At 61.6% G+C, this 15,504-nt stretch carries 15 protein-coding genes; 10 read left to right on the forward strand and 5 right to left on the reverse strand.

Translation table 11 applies throughout. The features are described from left to right. Positions 1-92: 92 nt before the first annotated feature. Positions 93-857, reverse strand: a complete 765-nt coding sequence (locus QX034_RS14015) for a metallophosphoesterase family protein (RefSeq protein WP_315702016.1) — start codon at positions 855-857, stop codon at positions 93-95. Between the two features lie 642 nt (positions 858-1,499). Here QX034_RS14015 and QX034_RS14020 point away from each other — a divergent pair. The 6 genes from QX034_RS14020 to QX034_RS14045 all read left to right on the forward strand — a co-directional run bounded on the left by QX034_RS14020 (position 1,500) and on the right by QX034_RS14045 (position 8,042). After that, positions 1,500-2,036: a hypothetical protein gene (locus tag QX034_RS14020; RefSeq protein ID WP_315702015.1), complete on the forward strand. Its 537-nt coding sequence runs from the start codon at positions 1,500-1,502 to the stop codon at positions 2,034-2,036. Between the two features lie 64 nt (positions 2,037-2,100). Further along, positions 2,101-4,377: a polysaccharide biosynthesis tyrosine autokinase gene (locus QX034_RS14025; protein WP_315702014.1), complete on the forward strand. Its 2,277-nt coding sequence runs from the start codon at positions 2,101-2,103 to the stop codon at positions 4,375-4,377. Positions 4,378-4,385: 8 nt separating this feature from the next. After that, positions 4,386-5,108: a hypothetical protein gene (locus QX034_RS14030; protein WP_315728039.1), complete on the forward strand. Its 723-nt coding sequence runs from the start codon at positions 4,386-4,388 to the stop codon at positions 5,106-5,108. Between the two features lie 904 nt (positions 5,109-6,012). Next, positions 6,013-6,618: a sugar transferase gene (locus QX034_RS14035; protein ID WP_315702012.1), complete on the forward strand. Its 606-nt coding sequence runs from the start codon at positions 6,013-6,015 to the stop codon at positions 6,616-6,618. A 216-nt stretch (positions 6,619-6,834) separates the two neighbouring features. Next, positions 6,835-7,053 carry a hypothetical protein gene (locus QX034_RS14040; RefSeq protein WP_315742645.1) on the forward strand — a complete coding sequence of 73 codons (219 nt, stop codon included), beginning with the start codon at positions 6,835-6,837 and terminating at the stop codon, positions 7,051-7,053. A gap of 269 nt (positions 7,054-7,322) precedes the next feature. Further along, positions 7,323-8,042, forward strand: coding sequence for a transglutaminase-like cysteine peptidase (locus QX034_RS14045; RefSeq protein ID WP_315702010.1), 720 nt, complete (start codon positions 7,323-7,325; stop codon positions 8,040-8,042). A 317-nt stretch (positions 8,043-8,359) separates the two neighbouring features. On the opposite strand, the gene QX034_RS14050 is transcribed toward QX034_RS14045, so the two are convergent. Both QX034_RS14050 and QX034_RS14055 read right to left on the reverse strand, forming a co-directional pair. After that, positions 8,360-9,751, reverse strand: coding sequence for an O-antigen ligase family protein (locus tag QX034_RS14050; protein ID WP_315702009.1), 1,392 nt, complete (start codon positions 9,749-9,751; stop codon positions 8,360-8,362). Between the two features lie 54 nt (positions 9,752-9,805). Further along, positions 9,806-10,915, reverse strand: a complete 1,110-nt coding sequence (locus QX034_RS14055; RefSeq protein WP_315702008.1) for a polysaccharide biosynthesis/export family protein — start codon at positions 10,913-10,915, stop codon at positions 9,806-9,808. A 770-nt stretch (positions 10,916-11,685) separates the two neighbouring features. Between QX034_RS14055 and QX034_RS14060 the strand changes: the two genes are divergently transcribed. Beyond that, complete coding sequence (locus tag QX034_RS14060) at positions 11,686-12,057, forward strand: hypothetical protein (protein WP_316195488.1); 372 nt, start codon at positions 11,686-11,688, stop codon at positions 12,055-12,057. Here the strand turns inward: QX034_RS14060 and QX034_RS14065 are convergent. Further along, positions 11,969-13,222 (reverse strand): hypothetical protein, encoded by a 1,254-nt coding sequence (locus QX034_RS14065; RefSeq protein WP_315742648.1) that lies wholly within the window; start codon positions 13,220-13,222, stop codon positions 11,969-11,971. The genes QX034_RS14060 and QX034_RS14065 overlap by 89 nt on opposite strands. Positions 13,223-13,448: 226 nt before the next feature. Between QX034_RS14065 and QX034_RS14070 the strand changes: the two genes are divergently transcribed. From QX034_RS14070 to QX034_RS14080, 3 genes are all read left to right on the forward strand, one after another. Beyond that, a complete protein-coding gene (locus QX034_RS14070; protein WP_315702005.1) occupies positions 13,449-13,727 on the forward strand; it encodes a hypothetical protein in 279 nt (92 codons plus the stop codon). Between the two features lie 355 nt (positions 13,728-14,082). Continuing rightward, positions 14,083-14,289 carry a hypothetical protein gene (locus QX034_RS14075; protein WP_315702004.1) on the forward strand — a complete coding sequence of 69 codons (207 nt, stop codon included), beginning with the start codon at positions 14,083-14,085 and terminating at the stop codon, positions 14,287-14,289. A gap of 111 nt (positions 14,290-14,400) precedes the next feature. Beyond that, the gene (locus QX034_RS14080; protein WP_315702003.1) at positions 14,401-15,225 is read left to right on the forward strand and encodes an NAD-dependent protein deacetylase; all 825 of its coding nucleotides are present in this window, start codon (positions 14,401-14,403) and stop codon (positions 15,223-15,225) included. A gap of 15 nt (positions 15,226-15,240) precedes the next feature. Here QX034_RS14080 and QX034_RS14085 read toward each other — a convergent pair whose 3' ends face one another. Next, positions 15,241-15,414: a hypothetical protein gene (locus QX034_RS14085; protein ID WP_315702002.1), complete on the reverse strand. Its 174-nt coding sequence runs from the start codon at positions 15,412-15,414 to the stop codon at positions 15,241-15,243. Positions 15,415-15,504: the final 90 nt, after the last annotated feature.

Consider the following 15,504-nt stretch of genomic DNA (forward strand, 5'->3'; position numbering starts at 1 on the left):
TGGTATCGTTGATGCAGGCGTCAAGCGCCGTTGGCACGTATCGCAGCTGACGAGGCCTCGGAGAGGTGGGAGCGACTGCGATCGCCCGACCGTCAAGCCTGTCCGGTGTCGATCAGGGACAGCGAGCAGCCCTCGATGACGAGACATGTCAGGCAGCCGGTCGCGAATGCCCCGGTGTCGATATCGATCCGATTGGATTCCACCTGCACGGCCCGTGCGGGCGTATGACCATGAACCACGACCTTCCCGAAATCCTCGGCGGAGGCCAGGAATTCCTGCCGGATCCAGAGCAGGTCGCTTTCCTTCTGATTGGACAGGTCAATGCCCGGCCTGACCCCAGCATGGGCGAAGAAGAAATCGCCACAGTCAAAGCTCGGCCGCAGCTCCCGGAAAAAGCGCAGATGAGAGGGCGACAGCGCGGCGTGGAAAGCCGCCTGCAATTCTGCGATCGCCCGCGGCTGTTGCGCGTTCGGCGCGATCCCGAATGAGACCAGCGTCTGAAGGCCGCCCAGGCGCATCCACTGCTCGAACAGGTTGGGATCCGTCAGGCAACGGATCGCGACCTGCTCGTGATTTCCCTTGAGAAAAATCGACTCGCTCGTTTGTCCGTGCTCGATCAGCCGGTCGATCGTTTCCCGGGAGGAAGGCCCCCGATCGATGTAGTCGCCGAGAAAGACATGGAGCGGGCGATCGACTGGACGCTGCCGCGTGTCGGCGCTTGTTTGCGCCAGCAGGTCCTCGAGGAGGTCGAGCCGGCCGTGGATGTCGCCGATCGCATAGATCCTGGTGCCGTCGGGAAGCGCAGGTGTCCGCCCTGACAGCCGCAAGCGCTCAATACCGGGCAAGGATGACAGCACGCATTCCCCTGATACCGCCACGCGTCGCTGGATCAGGACGATGCCCAGTCCGCGCGCAGTGACGTCATTGATATCGCAACAGGTTAAGGCCGCGCCAATCAGCGGCGCTCTGACCGGAGTGGACCCATACTCACTCCTCCATAGGATCGGAATGGTATAAGCCTAGGAATGGTAAAGGGCCGCAAGTCGCCTAATGTTATTTAGTCGCACCCCCTAAAATTGCAAAGCGTTAACTTGCTAAACTGATAGTAAGTCTTATTTAACGTTTCGCCGCCCGCCTGTCGGAACGCCGAGCTGCGAATCTCAATTCCAAAGCTGCACTGCCGGCAATGAGTTAGCCAGTGGTCCTTTTGCCGCCAAGATTTACGAGCGTACTTCTGGGCGGGATGCGACGGGGTCCAGATGTCAGCGCCGGCACGCGGAGCTGCAGTTTCATACCGGCGAGCCGGAAACCATAGCGCGCGAGCGTGGTTGATGGGCTCTTAAGGGTGATGTATCTTAGAAGATATATTTTTTTACCACTCGCAAGGGGTTGGAGTCGTATCGATGCGTATCGGTTTGATCGTAAAGTCGCTATGCGCACAAATTTTTCTTGCACTCCTTATTACTCCCGTCCTCGCCAAATCTTGCATTGCGCCGCCGGTGTCCGAGTCGGACATCAATCGGTTCAAGTCGAATCCCGAGGATCTGCTGGCGCCCACCGCGGATACCCGCGCCATCGAAACCTCGGTGCGCGATCTCGCCGGGACCGATGCGTCGCTTGCGGCGGAGTTCGTGCGTCTGGCTCTGGCCGCTTCTCCGCGCTTCCGGACTGCAATCGCTGCGGGTCTCGCGCAAGCAGCTGTTGCTTGCGAGACGGCCGATCAGCAAGCCGCGCTCCTGATCCAGCAGGCGGTCGCAGGCTTCGAGGATGGCGAATTCCAGAACGCTTTCGCCGCTGTTGCAGGCGATCTCTCGACTGCAGCGGCGGAGGCCGCGACCACCGCCGCGACCGGCTCGGTCGGCAGTGTCATCGTGACCAATCCCAATCGCGGGACGCCGCTCAGCACGGCGCCCGGCGGCGGTGGGACCACCACGATATTTCAAATTTCTTCTACCGGGGTAGCTACCCGCCCCTCGACCACCAGCAACAGCAGCGGCACAGCCACCGCGGCAAGCCCGGTGAGCGCAACACGCTGATTTCTTCGGTCGTCGCGCCGGCCCAACAGGACCGCGGTCGTCAGGCCGATGTCGAGGATGTGATATGAATATTGCTGGTCCATTTCCGCCATATCGCGCGACAGAGGAACTCGATCGCGCCGCTGCGGTGGCCCCGCTGCTACAGGCGCGCGATTTCCTTCTGAGACAGTGGCGTCTGATCGCACTGGTCACCGCGCTCGCGATTACGGTCGGTGTCGCGAACCTCGCGATCATGCCGTCCAAATATACCGCCAGCACCGACATGATCATCGACACGAAGAAGATCGTGTGGATGCAGTCCGAGATGGCGACGGAAAATCGCGTGGTCGACGACGCTTCGGTGGAAAGCGAAATCGAGACCACCATGTCCGAGAACGTTGCAGGCTCCGTGGCGCGCCGGCTTCATTTGGACGAAGATCCTGAATTCATCGGCACTGGAGCGAGCCTGAGGTCGCGGTTGTTCGCGCTGTTCAAGAGCAAGGCCGCGCCTGCCCAGGAGATTACGCAGGAAGAGCGGATGCAGGGCGTTCTCGCCGTGCTTCGTGGAAACCTGCGTGTCGCTCGTGTCGGACGCAGCTATATCGAGCGGATTTCCTATACGTCGCTTGATCCCGTGAAGGCCGCGACGATCGCGAATGCGTTTGCGGATGCCTATATCGAGGACCAGCTGAACGCAAAATTCGAAGCGACTCACCGCGCCAGCGTCTGGCTGGAAGAGCGGATCGGGGAATTGCGCAAGCAGGCCACCGAAGCCTACAAAGCGGTCCAAGATTTCAAGTCGCAGAACAGCATCATCATCGGCGTCGACGGCAAGCTGGCGAGCGAGGTTGAACTCGATCAACTGGGCGTGTCTCTCGCCAAGGCGCGCGCCGACACCAGCCAGGCCAAAGCCAAGCTCGAGCGCATCGAGCGCGTTCTGGAGCAGCGGCCCGCGGCCAACTCCCCTGACAAGGAAACCTTCGATATTCCTGATCCCATCGTGACCGACGCGCTCAACAATCCGGTCATCACCAAGCTTCGGCAGCAGTTTCTGGACGACCAGAGCAAGGAGTCGGAGTGGAGCACGCGCTACGGTCACGATCACCAGGCGGCGCGAAACCTGCGCGCCGAAATGGCGGCGCTCCAGCGCGCCATCTGGGACGAGATCACGCGGATCGCGGAGAGCTACAAGAGCGAATTGCAGATCGCCAAGGCGCAGGAAGAGTCGATCGACAAGCGCATGACCGAAGTCTTCCAGCAGTCCGCCTCGACCCGTCAGGCCCAGGTCCGGCTGCGCGATCTTGAGACGGCGGCCAACACCTATCGAAACGTCTACGAGACGTTCCTGTCGCGCTTCACGCAATCGGTGCAGCAGCAGTCGTTCCCGTCGACGGAGGCGCGGGTCGTCACCCCGGCGACGCCGCCGCATGGGCGCAGCTCGCCCAAGACCAGCCTGACCCTGGCGCTCGCAGGACTTTGCGGAATCGGTATCGGCGTGATGCTGGCGTTTGCCCGCGAGCAGATGAACCGCCAAATTCACACCCGCGCCCAGATCGAGAGCCTTCTCGGCATAAACTGTCTGGCCGTGCTGCCTGCCCTCGCCGAGCGGAAGGGGCGGCGGCGGCGCCGCGCGGGCAGTGCCGAATCCGGGGTCATCCACCAGATCAGCGAGGTCGCCCCGTTTTCGGCGACAGCCGAAGCGCTGCGCTACATCAAGGTCGCAATCGACCTTCATCCCTCCGGCGGCAAGGTGGTGGGAATCGTTTCGGCTCTCCCCGGTGAGGGCAAGACGACGCTCACGACCGGCTTCGCTGCTTTTCTCGCCAAGAACGGCAGCCGCACGCTGGTCATCGATGCCGACCTGCGCAATCCCTCGATGACCACCAAGCTCGGTCATGCCGATTCCCCGGGCCTGCTCGACATGGTCGCCGACAAGTCGCCATTCAACGAGCTGCTGATCAAGGATTCCAACTTCAAGTTCGATTTCCTGCCGGCGGCTTCGACCCGGATCAAGCCATCCAACAGTTCCGATATCCTGAACTCGTCGGCGGTGAAGCAGGCCCTGAAGACGGCCAAGAGCGAGTACGATTATGTGCTGATCGATCTGCCGCCAATCCTGCCGGTGGTGGACGTCAAGGCGGTCGCGCATCTCTTCGATGCATTCGTACTGGTCGTCGAGTGGGGCTCAACCAAGCGGGATGAAATCCTCAAGGCGGTCGCGGCCTCGCCCATTCTCTCCGAACGACTGCTCGGCACCGTTCTTAACAAGGCCGACGAGAACGTGATGCGTCGCTTCGAGGGCTATTCGGACCGTCACTACGGCTATTACAACAACGACAAGATTCCTGCTCAAATCGTCTAGCCAGGTTCGTGCAACTGAAGCCAACAGCTGCTTCGCAGCACCAAGCCCTGCGCGTCCTGACCATCGTTGTCGGTTGTCTGGGCATGGCGTGGGGAATCGCCGGCTTCGCGCGTAGCGCGGCGGTGGATTATTTCGAGGACGTCGAGGCCCGCCTGCTGCGGTTCGGATCGTACAGCACCCAATCGGTGACCGGGATGCTCGATAGCTCGACCGCGCAGGACCTGAGCGATTGCGATAATCACGCCCAGAGATCGCTGCTGCTGCTGGAATTGCCCCTCGCCGACGCCGCGCTCCGGACAGGCGCAACGCGTGATTTCGACCGTCACGTCGAATCGATCGAGGCGCGCGCCAAACGAGTTCTCGCCTGTGCGCCGCGCGATCCGCTGTTCTGGCTCGTGTTGTTCGGACTTGAGGTCGAGCACGGACGGCGTGACCGTCACGCCTTCGACTTGCTCGCGACCTCCTACGAAATCTCACCCCATGAAGGTTGGCTCGGGCTGCGCCGAATGATGGTGACGATTCCCATCATCCAGACCGTTCCTGAGCCACTACGGGAGCAGGTTCTGACCGAATTCCAGAACCTGATCCGCGACAAGCTCCCCGAGATTCCTGCGCGCCTGTATCTGGGCGTATCGGGCTCCACGCGAGCCCTGCTCCAGGTGCGGATCGACCAGCTCGATGTGAAGAGCAGAGAAGCCTTCGCCGCGATGCTCCAGCAGCTTCAGCGCTGACAGGACAGCTGACGGGTCACTTGCCGCGCTGCCGATGGCAAGCTCCACCCGTGAAGCAATTCGAACCTTCGGCCAGGGATGACGTGGCGACGGATGATGTGGCGACAGCAGCCGGGTGTCATCGTCCTCACCAGTCGCAACGCCCCGCACGCGCCATGCCGTGCGCTGCAGTCCTCAGAATGAAGCCGCCGATTCCGGGCGTGCCGCATTGGAGCGGCCGGCGGATTACAGCGGGCCATGACCGATATCGATGCCCTCGCGCGGCGGACCATCGTCGCTTCCTTCTGCGACCGGTCGGACGGTATCAGCATGCTTTTCGTTGCCGAGCTCGCGCGGCGGACCTGACCTTCGTTCAGAGGGACCCCGCGTGCTCCACAACCAATAACAGGTCCAAAGCTGTACTAGACTACTGATTCCGCTAGTGCATTCGACCCGACTTTCGCAAACGGGGCTAACCGCAACTGATACGAATGTGCAACCCCGGGACCGTACGAGGTGTTCGTCGCGCCTCAGTTGCGAGATATGGTTAAAAGATTCCGAAAGCGAAAACTTTTTGGTCGGCCTTATGACATATTTGAAAGCTGAGAATGCACGGCAACGTGATTTGCGACCGTATCAGGGAGGCAAGATGGGATCCGCTCGATAGCCAAAAGCATCGTACGGTTAGCTGTTTAGCTTAACAGCATTCGGTATTTGGGTCGCATCTCTGCTGATTGTGCGTTGCCAGAGGTTTTGATAAACAATCAGTAAAAGAAGATGAAAAAGAAAATCTAAATTGCGATCCGGAGGATGTGTGTTCGAATCGTACCGGAGTACCGGAATGGATATATTTGCCGATACACGAAATGCTTTTGATATTACTCGTACGAAGACTCGCCGGCCGCAGGGTAAGCAGCCGGTAGGGATGGCCTACAAGAGGGTGCTGGACGTCGTCATTGCCCTGTCCGGCATCGTCCTGCTTGCGCCGCTTCTGCTGCTTTGTTTCGTTCTGACGATCGCCACCTCGCCTGGGCCGGCCCTGTTTCGGCATCGGCGTGTGGGGTTCGGCGGCAAGACGTTCGAATGCTTGAAATTCCGCACCATGGCGGTCGATGCCTCGGAGCGGCTACGCCACCTATTGGCGACTGATCCTCGGGCCGCAGCGGAATGGGCGTCGACACGCAAGTTGCGCAACGACCCGCGGGTCACCGTCTTCGGAGCGATCATGCGCAAGTCGAGCCTCGACGAGCTGCCGCAGCTGTTCAATGTGCTGAAGGGCGAAATGAGCATCGTCGGTCCGCGACCGGTGACCGAGGAAGAGCTCGAGCGCTATGCGAGCTCGATCGGTGCGTATCTCGCCTGTCGGCCCGGAATTACCGGACTATGGCAGGTGAGTGGCCGCAGCTCGACCACTTACGACAAACGCGTCGCCTACGACACGTTCTATGCGCAGAACTGGTCGGTCGCACTCGATGCCAAGATCATCATCGTGACCATTCCCGCCGTTCTGTTTGCCGAAAATGCCTGCTGATCCGATCCGGCCGTGATCTTTGATTGCCGCCGGATCATGTTTGCTGAGCCCCGAGACCACCAATATGCGGTGACGTCGGGGTGCGGGATCAAGCCCCGTCCAGACTCGAAGCTTCCTACTTCCGACGACCGGAGATGCCGGCTTGAAGCCCTCGCTGGCTTCCAGCCTGTGCGCCGTCCTGTGATGCTTTTTGGCCGAATGTCTTGAGCACCGCCAATGACACCCATGATCGATTTCGATCCGATCGGCACGGAGAATGAGGACAAGCCGTTCTTCCCGGATGTTCCGCCCGGCCGACGCGTCGCTGTCGTACTGACCATTCTGCTCATCATCGCGACGATCGGCGCGTGGTTCATATTTCTGGGATGGGGCGTCGTCGAGATCACTCACTCTGCATTTCTGGGTATCAAAACGCTTTGGAGTGAGATCCTCTAGCCGCGCGGTGAGGCTGCGGATCCGAGATCGCTCCAACAGTGCTGGTCTGAGGTCTGCTTCGGCTGCGAACACCAGTCACTCTCGACCAGCCTATATTTTCTACGTATTTCCCCCATTGATATACCGGCCCGATTCGATACAACCTGTTGCTCTCCCATCAAAAAAAGCGTTAACTGCTACAAATAGCGAAGATTTAACCCGCGAAGGACAGAATTTGCCGCAGTAGCGAACCCTCCGAGGCTCGCGTATCTCCGACTAGGTAGTGTGACATGGCGCGACGATCGGCGTTCTTGATCTCTGTGCTTGCCGCGTGCGGGCTCGCCGCAACTGCGGCAAATGCTCGTGATCGATGGGTTGGCGAACCGATTGCGCCGTCTGCGATCGAGCAAGGCGCGCCCACGCTGGCTCCATTCCAGCATGTTCGTTTCTGCCTGCGCTATCCCTCGGAGTGCCGCTCCGATCCGTCCGGCGAAGAGCGTATCGGGTTGAATGCCGAGAAGACGGAGCTTCTCGACCGCGTCAATCGCACCGTGAACGCGGAGATTTCGCCGACCGTCAAGCGCTACGGATCGGACCTGCAAAGCGCTTGGAGCATTGCGCCGGTGTTCGGCGATTGCAACGACTACGCGGTGACCAAGCGACACGACTTGGCACAGAACGGATTGTCGACGAGGGCGTTGCGACTGGCCGTCGTCAAGACTCCTGAAGGTCTCGGTCATCTCGTGCTCGTCGTGGCAACGACCAGCGGCGACATGGTCCTCGACAACCTCACACGAGCAATCCTGCCTTGGCAGCGGACTCGTTACCGATGGTTGAAGATCCAGTCAGCCGACGATCCTCGCTTCTGGTATGCAGTCAAGTCTCCGATGGTGGCGCGTAGCGAACACAAGACGCGTGTGGCGAGGCTCGTGCCGCGCACCCGAAGCTCGCTTCATCCGCAGCGATCTTCTCAAGGGTCGTTCGAATCCGAAGAATACCAGGACCTTTGATGCGAGCAGGCTTCGGTTCACACGCTTGATGAACCTGGCTCGCGGGACCGAAGCCAATTTCCGAACCACGACACGCGCATGCTGAGTCCGTCAGTTCGCATCGTTCTTGCTGCGGCCGACGCGCGTGAGCGGCGAACTCTCCCCATCGGCAGTTACGAGCCAACCGAACTAGTTCTCTGCGCTTGAATCGGATCGCCTGCGATCGGAACGGCGCCGATTTGCGGCAAATCGCGAGCGTGCACGGTGTACGAAAGCGCTCCCGCCGCAGGCGGTGTCGTTGACCGCGGTCAACAGTGCAGTTGGGGGCGTGACCGCCGCTAACGCAGGGCGGGCTCTACAGCTGACGTCGGGCTCTTGATGCGATGCTCTGCGGTCGCTTGTGCAAGCCCGCAGCCAAGCAGGATCCCGAACACGATCGCATAGCCCGGTATCTGGAGTGAAAAGTCGATCATCGCATGCAGATAGGTCAGAACCGCAATTCCGGCCAGGGCGGCGAACGAGCTGCGGCGCCGGTCGACCGAGCGAAGTGCGGCGCGCGCCAGCACGAGCACAGAGGCCAAGGCAGCAAGTACGAACGCCAGCGCCAGAGGAATCCCCATCTCGAAAGCAATCTCGAGAATGGTCGAGTGTGCAAAATCCCAAACGCCCCAACTCTCGAAGTCGGTGGTGCGCAACGAAGGGAAGAGATCGGCGAAGGTGCCGAGGCCTGCGCCCAGAAGCGGCCGCTGGCGAATAACCTCCAAGGATATCTCGTAGACGGCCCATCGTCCCACGTCGAATGCGCCCTGGCTTCCGATCCGGCCTGTGCCGCTCAGCCAGGCGAATGTGACGGTCAGGGCGGCGATGATCGAGCCGGCCACAACCCATGACCGGGCTCTGAACTGGTGTGGCACCATCAGGCCGAGCGCGACAAGAAGGCCGAGGCTGGAGCAAATCAGGCCGCCGCGTGAGCCGGTCAGCAGCAGCGCAAACAAACAGATCAGCGCTGCCGACGCACGGAGGACCAGTTCGAATGCCACGGCTTCATTAGCCGGGGTCAACAGCAGAACCCTGAGGGAGGACCATTGCAGCGATTGCAGCGTCAGGAAGGCTGCACAGGAGCACAGGATCATTCCGGCGCCGATAAACGTTGCAGCGGTGTTGTGGTTGACGAAGGTGGCAGTCAGGCTGCCCCGATAGGCGACCTTTGGCGCCCATAGCAGCAGGTCTGGGGTCAAGGCGAGCGCGGCCAGGCCGTAGATCGCATAGAGCAGAATGGAATAGCGCGCTGCGATGATCAGCTTGTCTGTCTTGCGCCGAGAGGTCCCGACGAAGAAGCCGCAGAGCAAGGACGTCACCGCAAGGAGGAAATGACCGATCGCGATCGGCGGAATCTCCGCCCGGCTGGAGATCCGCGGCGCAACATCCAGCCCGAGCAGGTCCTTGGTCCGCAGCCAGATCGGGTCGTCAAGACCGCTCAGCAGCCCAGGGATCACCTGGATGACTGCAACCAAGACATAGGCGGCAGCGATCAGGGACAACACCAGAAGCACGCGGCGCTGACCGGCGCTCAACGGGGCGGCTGCGACGCCGCAGATCGTGCCGAACGACAGCACGACCGTCCACACCGATACCCAGACGCGGTCGACCGATCCGAAGAACAGCGGTGCGAGGGTCAGCGCGCCAATCGTGACCCAAAGCTGGACGGAACCGATCGCCTTCACCGTCATCCCCAATCAAGCAGCGCCGAGCCGCCCCGACTCAGATCGGCTGCTAGATTGAGGTTACCACTTCGTCTTCACCGCCGTGTTGACGTTGGTCACTGCATTCGCCGTGTTCGACGTCGTGTTTGCCGTGGAGTTGATCAGGGTCAGGAGCTTGTAGTAGTCGACCACCTTCGCGTTGGCGACGTACATCACGTCCTTGCTCCGCACCTGGAAGCCTGCCGCCAGCAACATGCCCGACGGGTCGCGCAGATTGACGTGATAGATCGTCGGAATGCGATCGTAGGTGAACCGGGTGGTATCGATGCCCAGCTTCTGCAGGAGCGAACGGTCCTCGTAGCGATAAACGAAGACTTCGGCGGGATCCGACTGTTGATCGTTCAGACCGCCCGCCTTGCCGATCGCCTGCGACAGCGTGAGGGTCTCGGTGTCGAAGGCAATCTCGGAGTTGAAGCCGAAAACGTTCTGATTGAGGGCGCCGAGTGCCGTGAAGGTCGGAGCCTCGCGGGTAAGGAAGATCACGTCATTCGGACGGATGAAGATGTTCTCGTTGGGATCGTGCACCACGCGGCTCAACAGCACCCGCACGCGCTTCCCGTCGCGCTGCAGCGTAACGTAGCTCTCGATCGCCTCGTATTTCGGGCCGCCGGCCCGCGCAATGACGGCCAGGAGTCGCTCGCCGACGCTGTTCAACGCCAGCACGCCGGGCGTGTTGACGTCGCCGAGAACGCTGACCACGCTGGAATGCTGCTGGTTCAGGCTGACCACGACCTGCGGCTCGATTGCGCGATTGCGCAGCCGCGCAACGATCGCCTGCTGAATTTCGGGCAAGGTCCGCGAGGCGGCCGGAATCTCGCCGGCATAAGGAACGGTGATGTTGCCCTTCTGGTCGACCGCCTGTGCGGGCAGGTCGACGAAGTTGCCGGGACGAGCACCCGCGGCCGTTGCGGGCGTGAACAAGCCGCCGGGCGCGGCTTCGAAGATCGAGATGTTCAAGATGTCGCCGACGCCGGCCACCTGCTCGGGCTTTGGCCGTTTGTCGGGGAAGATGCCTTGGAACGAGATCAGGTTCGGCTGCGACAGAAACCCGATGGTTTCAGCGCTGACGTCGACCAGCGCATAGGGCAGCGCGGTGTTCGACCGGACGCTTGCCGTCGGGTTGCTATTCACTGCGTCGCTGTTCGGACCCGTTCCGGGGAGCAGCGAGCAGCCCGGCAGCAATGCCAACAGCGCCAGGACGATGAGCGAGCGCGAGCCTCCGCACAGGTGCCGCAATCGGTTCGGAGTGCTGTTGCGGGTAGCATCCCCGCTAACGTTGGCCGCTCCACGCGTCGAACGCGGATTGATAAGGATTCTCAAAACCCACCCTCGGATGCGATAAAAATAATTTGTTTTCCCCGCGCCGCGTCCTCACGAACGGAGGAAAACGGCGGTTCCATCCGGCTATGAACCTACTTGGCGACTTACCTAGGTAAAAGATCGTACTGCTCCGCCATCTCTGCTTTTGCAACGTCGTGGTAATTCAGTCACACTCTGGCCTACCAAGGTACCAATCATTGCCTGACCGGCCGCACGGTGTTGCGGCTCGGACTGCCTTGGCGGGCCGAGGAAACTGTTTGTGACAATGGAAGCACAAGGCCGTTGAGCGACGGTTACTTGGAAGTGTTCGGCGGAATTTTGCCACAAAATCGCAATCGCAAGTAGATGCTCCGGGCGATTACGCGTTGACGTTTTTTTTGAGCCGATTAACTTAAGAAGCTGTAATCTGATTGGCCGACGCTACGATTCGTGGTTCGGCTCAGCAGGTTGCTTGGGATGACGAGTGTGGCGGGAGTGTTGCTGATTCGGATCTCTGGGTATCTCTCATATGAGGCGGCATCGCGGCGACGTGCGCCGCATGTGTGAAGTTCGAATCACGGCGAACGGGAGGGACGTTGCTTATGGGGTACGCGGCCCTTGTATTGGCGATCTTGGGACTCGCCGCCGGACTCACGTCCCGACTGAAGATTCTTTTAGTGCACGTCGCGATTGTGTTCCTGCTGTCGATCGGTTTTTCCCTGCAGGCCGGCTTCACCTTCCTTTGGACCGCTGCGATCGTCATGATCGCGCAGACGATCCTGCAAAGCAGCTATCTCGCGGGCTTGGTGATTCGCGCCGTCCTGCGTCCGGCGCAGTTTCCGGCCTTCGATGACGCCTCGGACGCGCCGGCAGGCGAGCGTTCGGTTAAGGCTTTTGACAGGCTGAGTAAAATACCCCGTTCGCAGCGTCCGTTCGCTCAAGGCATTGTGCGGGGTCAGTTATGGCCCCGCTGATGGTGAAGTCGTAGCCGCGGTCCTTCAGAACGAGCGCGTAGCGTCCTGCAGGCAGGACGAAGTCAGGTTTCTCCGGCTGCACCAGCAGCATCTCGGGTTTTCCCGGCACCGGCCTGACCCGATACTCATAAGCGATACTGCGGATATTCCATGCGTCGGTGACGGCGGAGAAGACCGGCTTGCCCTTCGCATCGAACGAGAGCGCCCGCACCACCCGACCGACCACCCGCACATCCATCCGGTCCGGCGCGGTGTCGGCCATGTCTCGCCGATAGACGATGAATTTGGCCCGCCCGTCGGCGAGCGTGGTGTGGCTTGGCTGAGTGACCGGCGTCGATATCGCGATCCGCTTGTCGGGGACTCGCTCGGTGAGCTGTTGCAGCTCGACCAGCTCATCGTTGATCAGGGCGTAGACGCCGTAATCAGTGGGAACGGGAAACGGGGGCTGCGGCACGGCTGGTACTACGGGTGCAGCAGGCGCCAGCGAGGCGGCTGACGGTGCAGCAGGCGCGTTATTGGCCGCTGGCGCCGGAGGCGTGCCGGGTTCGGCGATCGGCCGGACTGGCGCATGGAAGAGAGCCAGGCGGTCGCCCAAGGCTGTCAACTGGTGGCGAAAGGACATCAATAGGACGCCACCTGCCAGCACCAGCAGGCCGGCGATGCCCGCGCGCGCGAGCCGCGCCGACCGTGATGGCCTGCGAACCTCCCGCACCGGAGCGTCCCGGTAGACCGACACCCGTTCCGGGACCAGGATGTCCTGGATCGGCGGATCGATGGGCACCATGGAGGTTTCGGTCAGCTCCACGGTCTCAATGCCCGTCGATGTCGTTGGCAGCAGTTTGTCGCCCTGGCTCTCGGCAGCGGCGGGCAGGCGCAGGAGGTCATCGTCGCGGAGCGAGAACCGCTCGACCCCTTTGATCGCGGTTTCCAGCGCCTCCGCCATCCGCCCGCGCTCGGCATCGGTGGTGTCGGCTGCGTCGATCTTCAGCCGGGCCCGCGCGAACTCGTAGATCGCCAGCCGCATCTGCGCCGGATCATCCTTCACCACGTTGATCATCTTCTGGAGAATCAGGGCGAACTCGATCTCCTGGCCGAACGGCGAGATGGCGCCCTTTTCGTCCTGTTTCGGAGTGTCACTGGTCATGTCGGTGGTCGGCCGATCCATCGGTCCTTCGCCGGAAGTCGCATCATGATTGAAATACCGGACATTGAAATATCTGGCTTGCTGCGCCGGTCATTGTGAGAGCGGTGCTGAAGGCACTGCCCCTGCCGAGGTAGGACGGATCGCAGCAAGGCGTTGTGGTCGAAATCGAGGAGCAGGTTGGCGAACCCTATTGTTCCAGTCTATGGTGCTTTAGCAATCGTTGAAACTCTGGGCGAGGGACTACCCGATGTCGAACGTCACCAGGATCGCCGCTGTCGCCATCGCGGCGTTGGCAGCTCTGTCGAGCCAGGCATCCGCGCGAGGCCTCTATCCGCTCACGGAATGCGGCCCCGATCTCAGCCAGCTGTGTCGGCTCCATGGGTCGTTCGCGGCTACTCCGTTCCACTATAATCTCGCGATCTACCCCGGTTGCATCAAGCGCGTCGCAGTCGAGACGCCACGGGGCGTGCGCTACCGCCGCGCGGTGGTTTGCGGCGCCCCGGACCGGCCGATGATCTGGTGGTGAGGGGCCCGCGTCCGCGCGCCGTTTTCACGTTGATCGGCCGCCCAACCACGTCGTGCTCAGCGCCGTTCGATTGTCCGGCGATTGGCGATGGACGGCCGGGCCGGCGCATTCCTGATTGAACAATTGTTCGCTGATCCCTGATTGACACCTGCGGGTGAATATGACCCGGTGTCGCGCACCAGATTGCCTGATGCATCGCGGCGGGCAGACACCCCGGATTGGACCAGCGCGGGCAGGCTGAGCCTACGACCAAGAGCTCCGCCACTTTCAATTGCATTCTTCACCCATGTTCGCGAGCCGGGCCTCGAGCCTAGCGAATTAGCATTTCGATTTGAACCGTTGACTGGAGCTTCTGATGGAATGGGTCCTTTTCGTTTCGCTGCAATGGATCGTCTATGGCAGTCCAACCCAGCCGACCACGCAGCAGATCCAGACCTTCTCCACCGAGCAGCTCTGCAATAAGGCCGCCGAGGCCCTCAGGCACGAAATCGAGACGCCGATCGCAGCCGGCAGGGTGCAAACGCTCGGCCGCGTCGTATGCCTCCTGCGCAAGGACAAGTAACCGGGCTGAACCAGTCCCGTCGATGGCGGAGGGAAGACATCCCTTGCGGCCGTCGGGACATCTCCTGTTACCGCCCTGGCAATCGTGCGAAAGCCGCCTAGATCATGCGACATGGTCGAACAGCGTGCACTCGAGGATTTCATCGGTCGGCATCCGAACCTGTTCGTGCTGACCGGAGCAGGGTGCAGCACCAATTCCGGCATCCCCGATTATCGTGACCGGCTGGGCAACTGGAAGCGGACGCAGCCCGTCAGCTTCCAGGCCTTCATCGGCGAGCAGTTGACCCGGCAGCGTTATTGGGCGCGGAGCCTGATCGGCTGGCAGCGCTTCGGCTTGGCGCGGCCGAACTCTACTCACCACGCGCTGGCGCGGCTGGAGGCGCAGGGCAGCTGCCGCCTGCTCGTCACCCAGAATGTCGACCGCCTGCATCAGGCCGCAGGCCACCGCGCGGTGATCGACCTGCATGGCCGGCTTGATCGTGTCAGGTGCATGGGCTGCGGTGCGCTGACGTCACGCCAGGATTTCCAAACCACGCTCGCGGGGGCCAATCCGGATTGGCTCGCGCTGGACGCCGCCGCTGCGCCGGACGGCGATGCCGACTTGGAGCGCGCGGATTTTTCCTGCTTCGTTGTGCCGGCGTGCGCGGCCTGCGGCGGCGTGCTCAAGCCGGATGTCGTGTTCTTCGGCGAAAACGTGCCGCGCGATGTCGTCGCCACGGCGCTGGCGCAACTCGATGACGCCGATGCCATGCTGATCGTCGGCTCCTCGCTGATGGTCTATTCCGGCTTTCGCTTCGTGCAGGCTGCGGCCAGGCGCGGCGTTCCGATCGCTGCCGTCAATCTCGGCCGCACCCGCGCCGACGATCTCCTCGCGCTCAAGGTCGAGGCGCCCTGCGAGGACGCCCTTGCCTTTCTCCTCGAAGGCGAGCGTGCCTGAACCGGCTATTCGAACCTAACGGCCGTGGGGCTCGTCGCGATTCTCGATCCGATCGCGGTTGTTGGCGCGCTCGGTTTCCGGCTTGACGATGTCGGCGACCTTGCCCGACTGGTTGCCCGGATTGTAGTGATACTTTCCGGCATCCTTCTCGCCCGGCTGTTTCTGCTTCGGATCCCTGTTGTCGGCCATCGCAACGCTCCTTCTGTCCTTTGCGACAACGGCGGCGCGCGAGCCGGGTTCCCGCGGCCAGGACGGAGAGACCGGGCTTAGAGGCAAGTG

The sequence above is a fragment of the Bradyrhizobium sp. SZCCHNR3119 genome, assembly GCF_032487775.1.
In the GTDB taxonomy this organism is placed as follows: Bacteria; Pseudomonadota; Alphaproteobacteria; order Rhizobiales; family Xanthobacteraceae; genus Bradyrhizobium.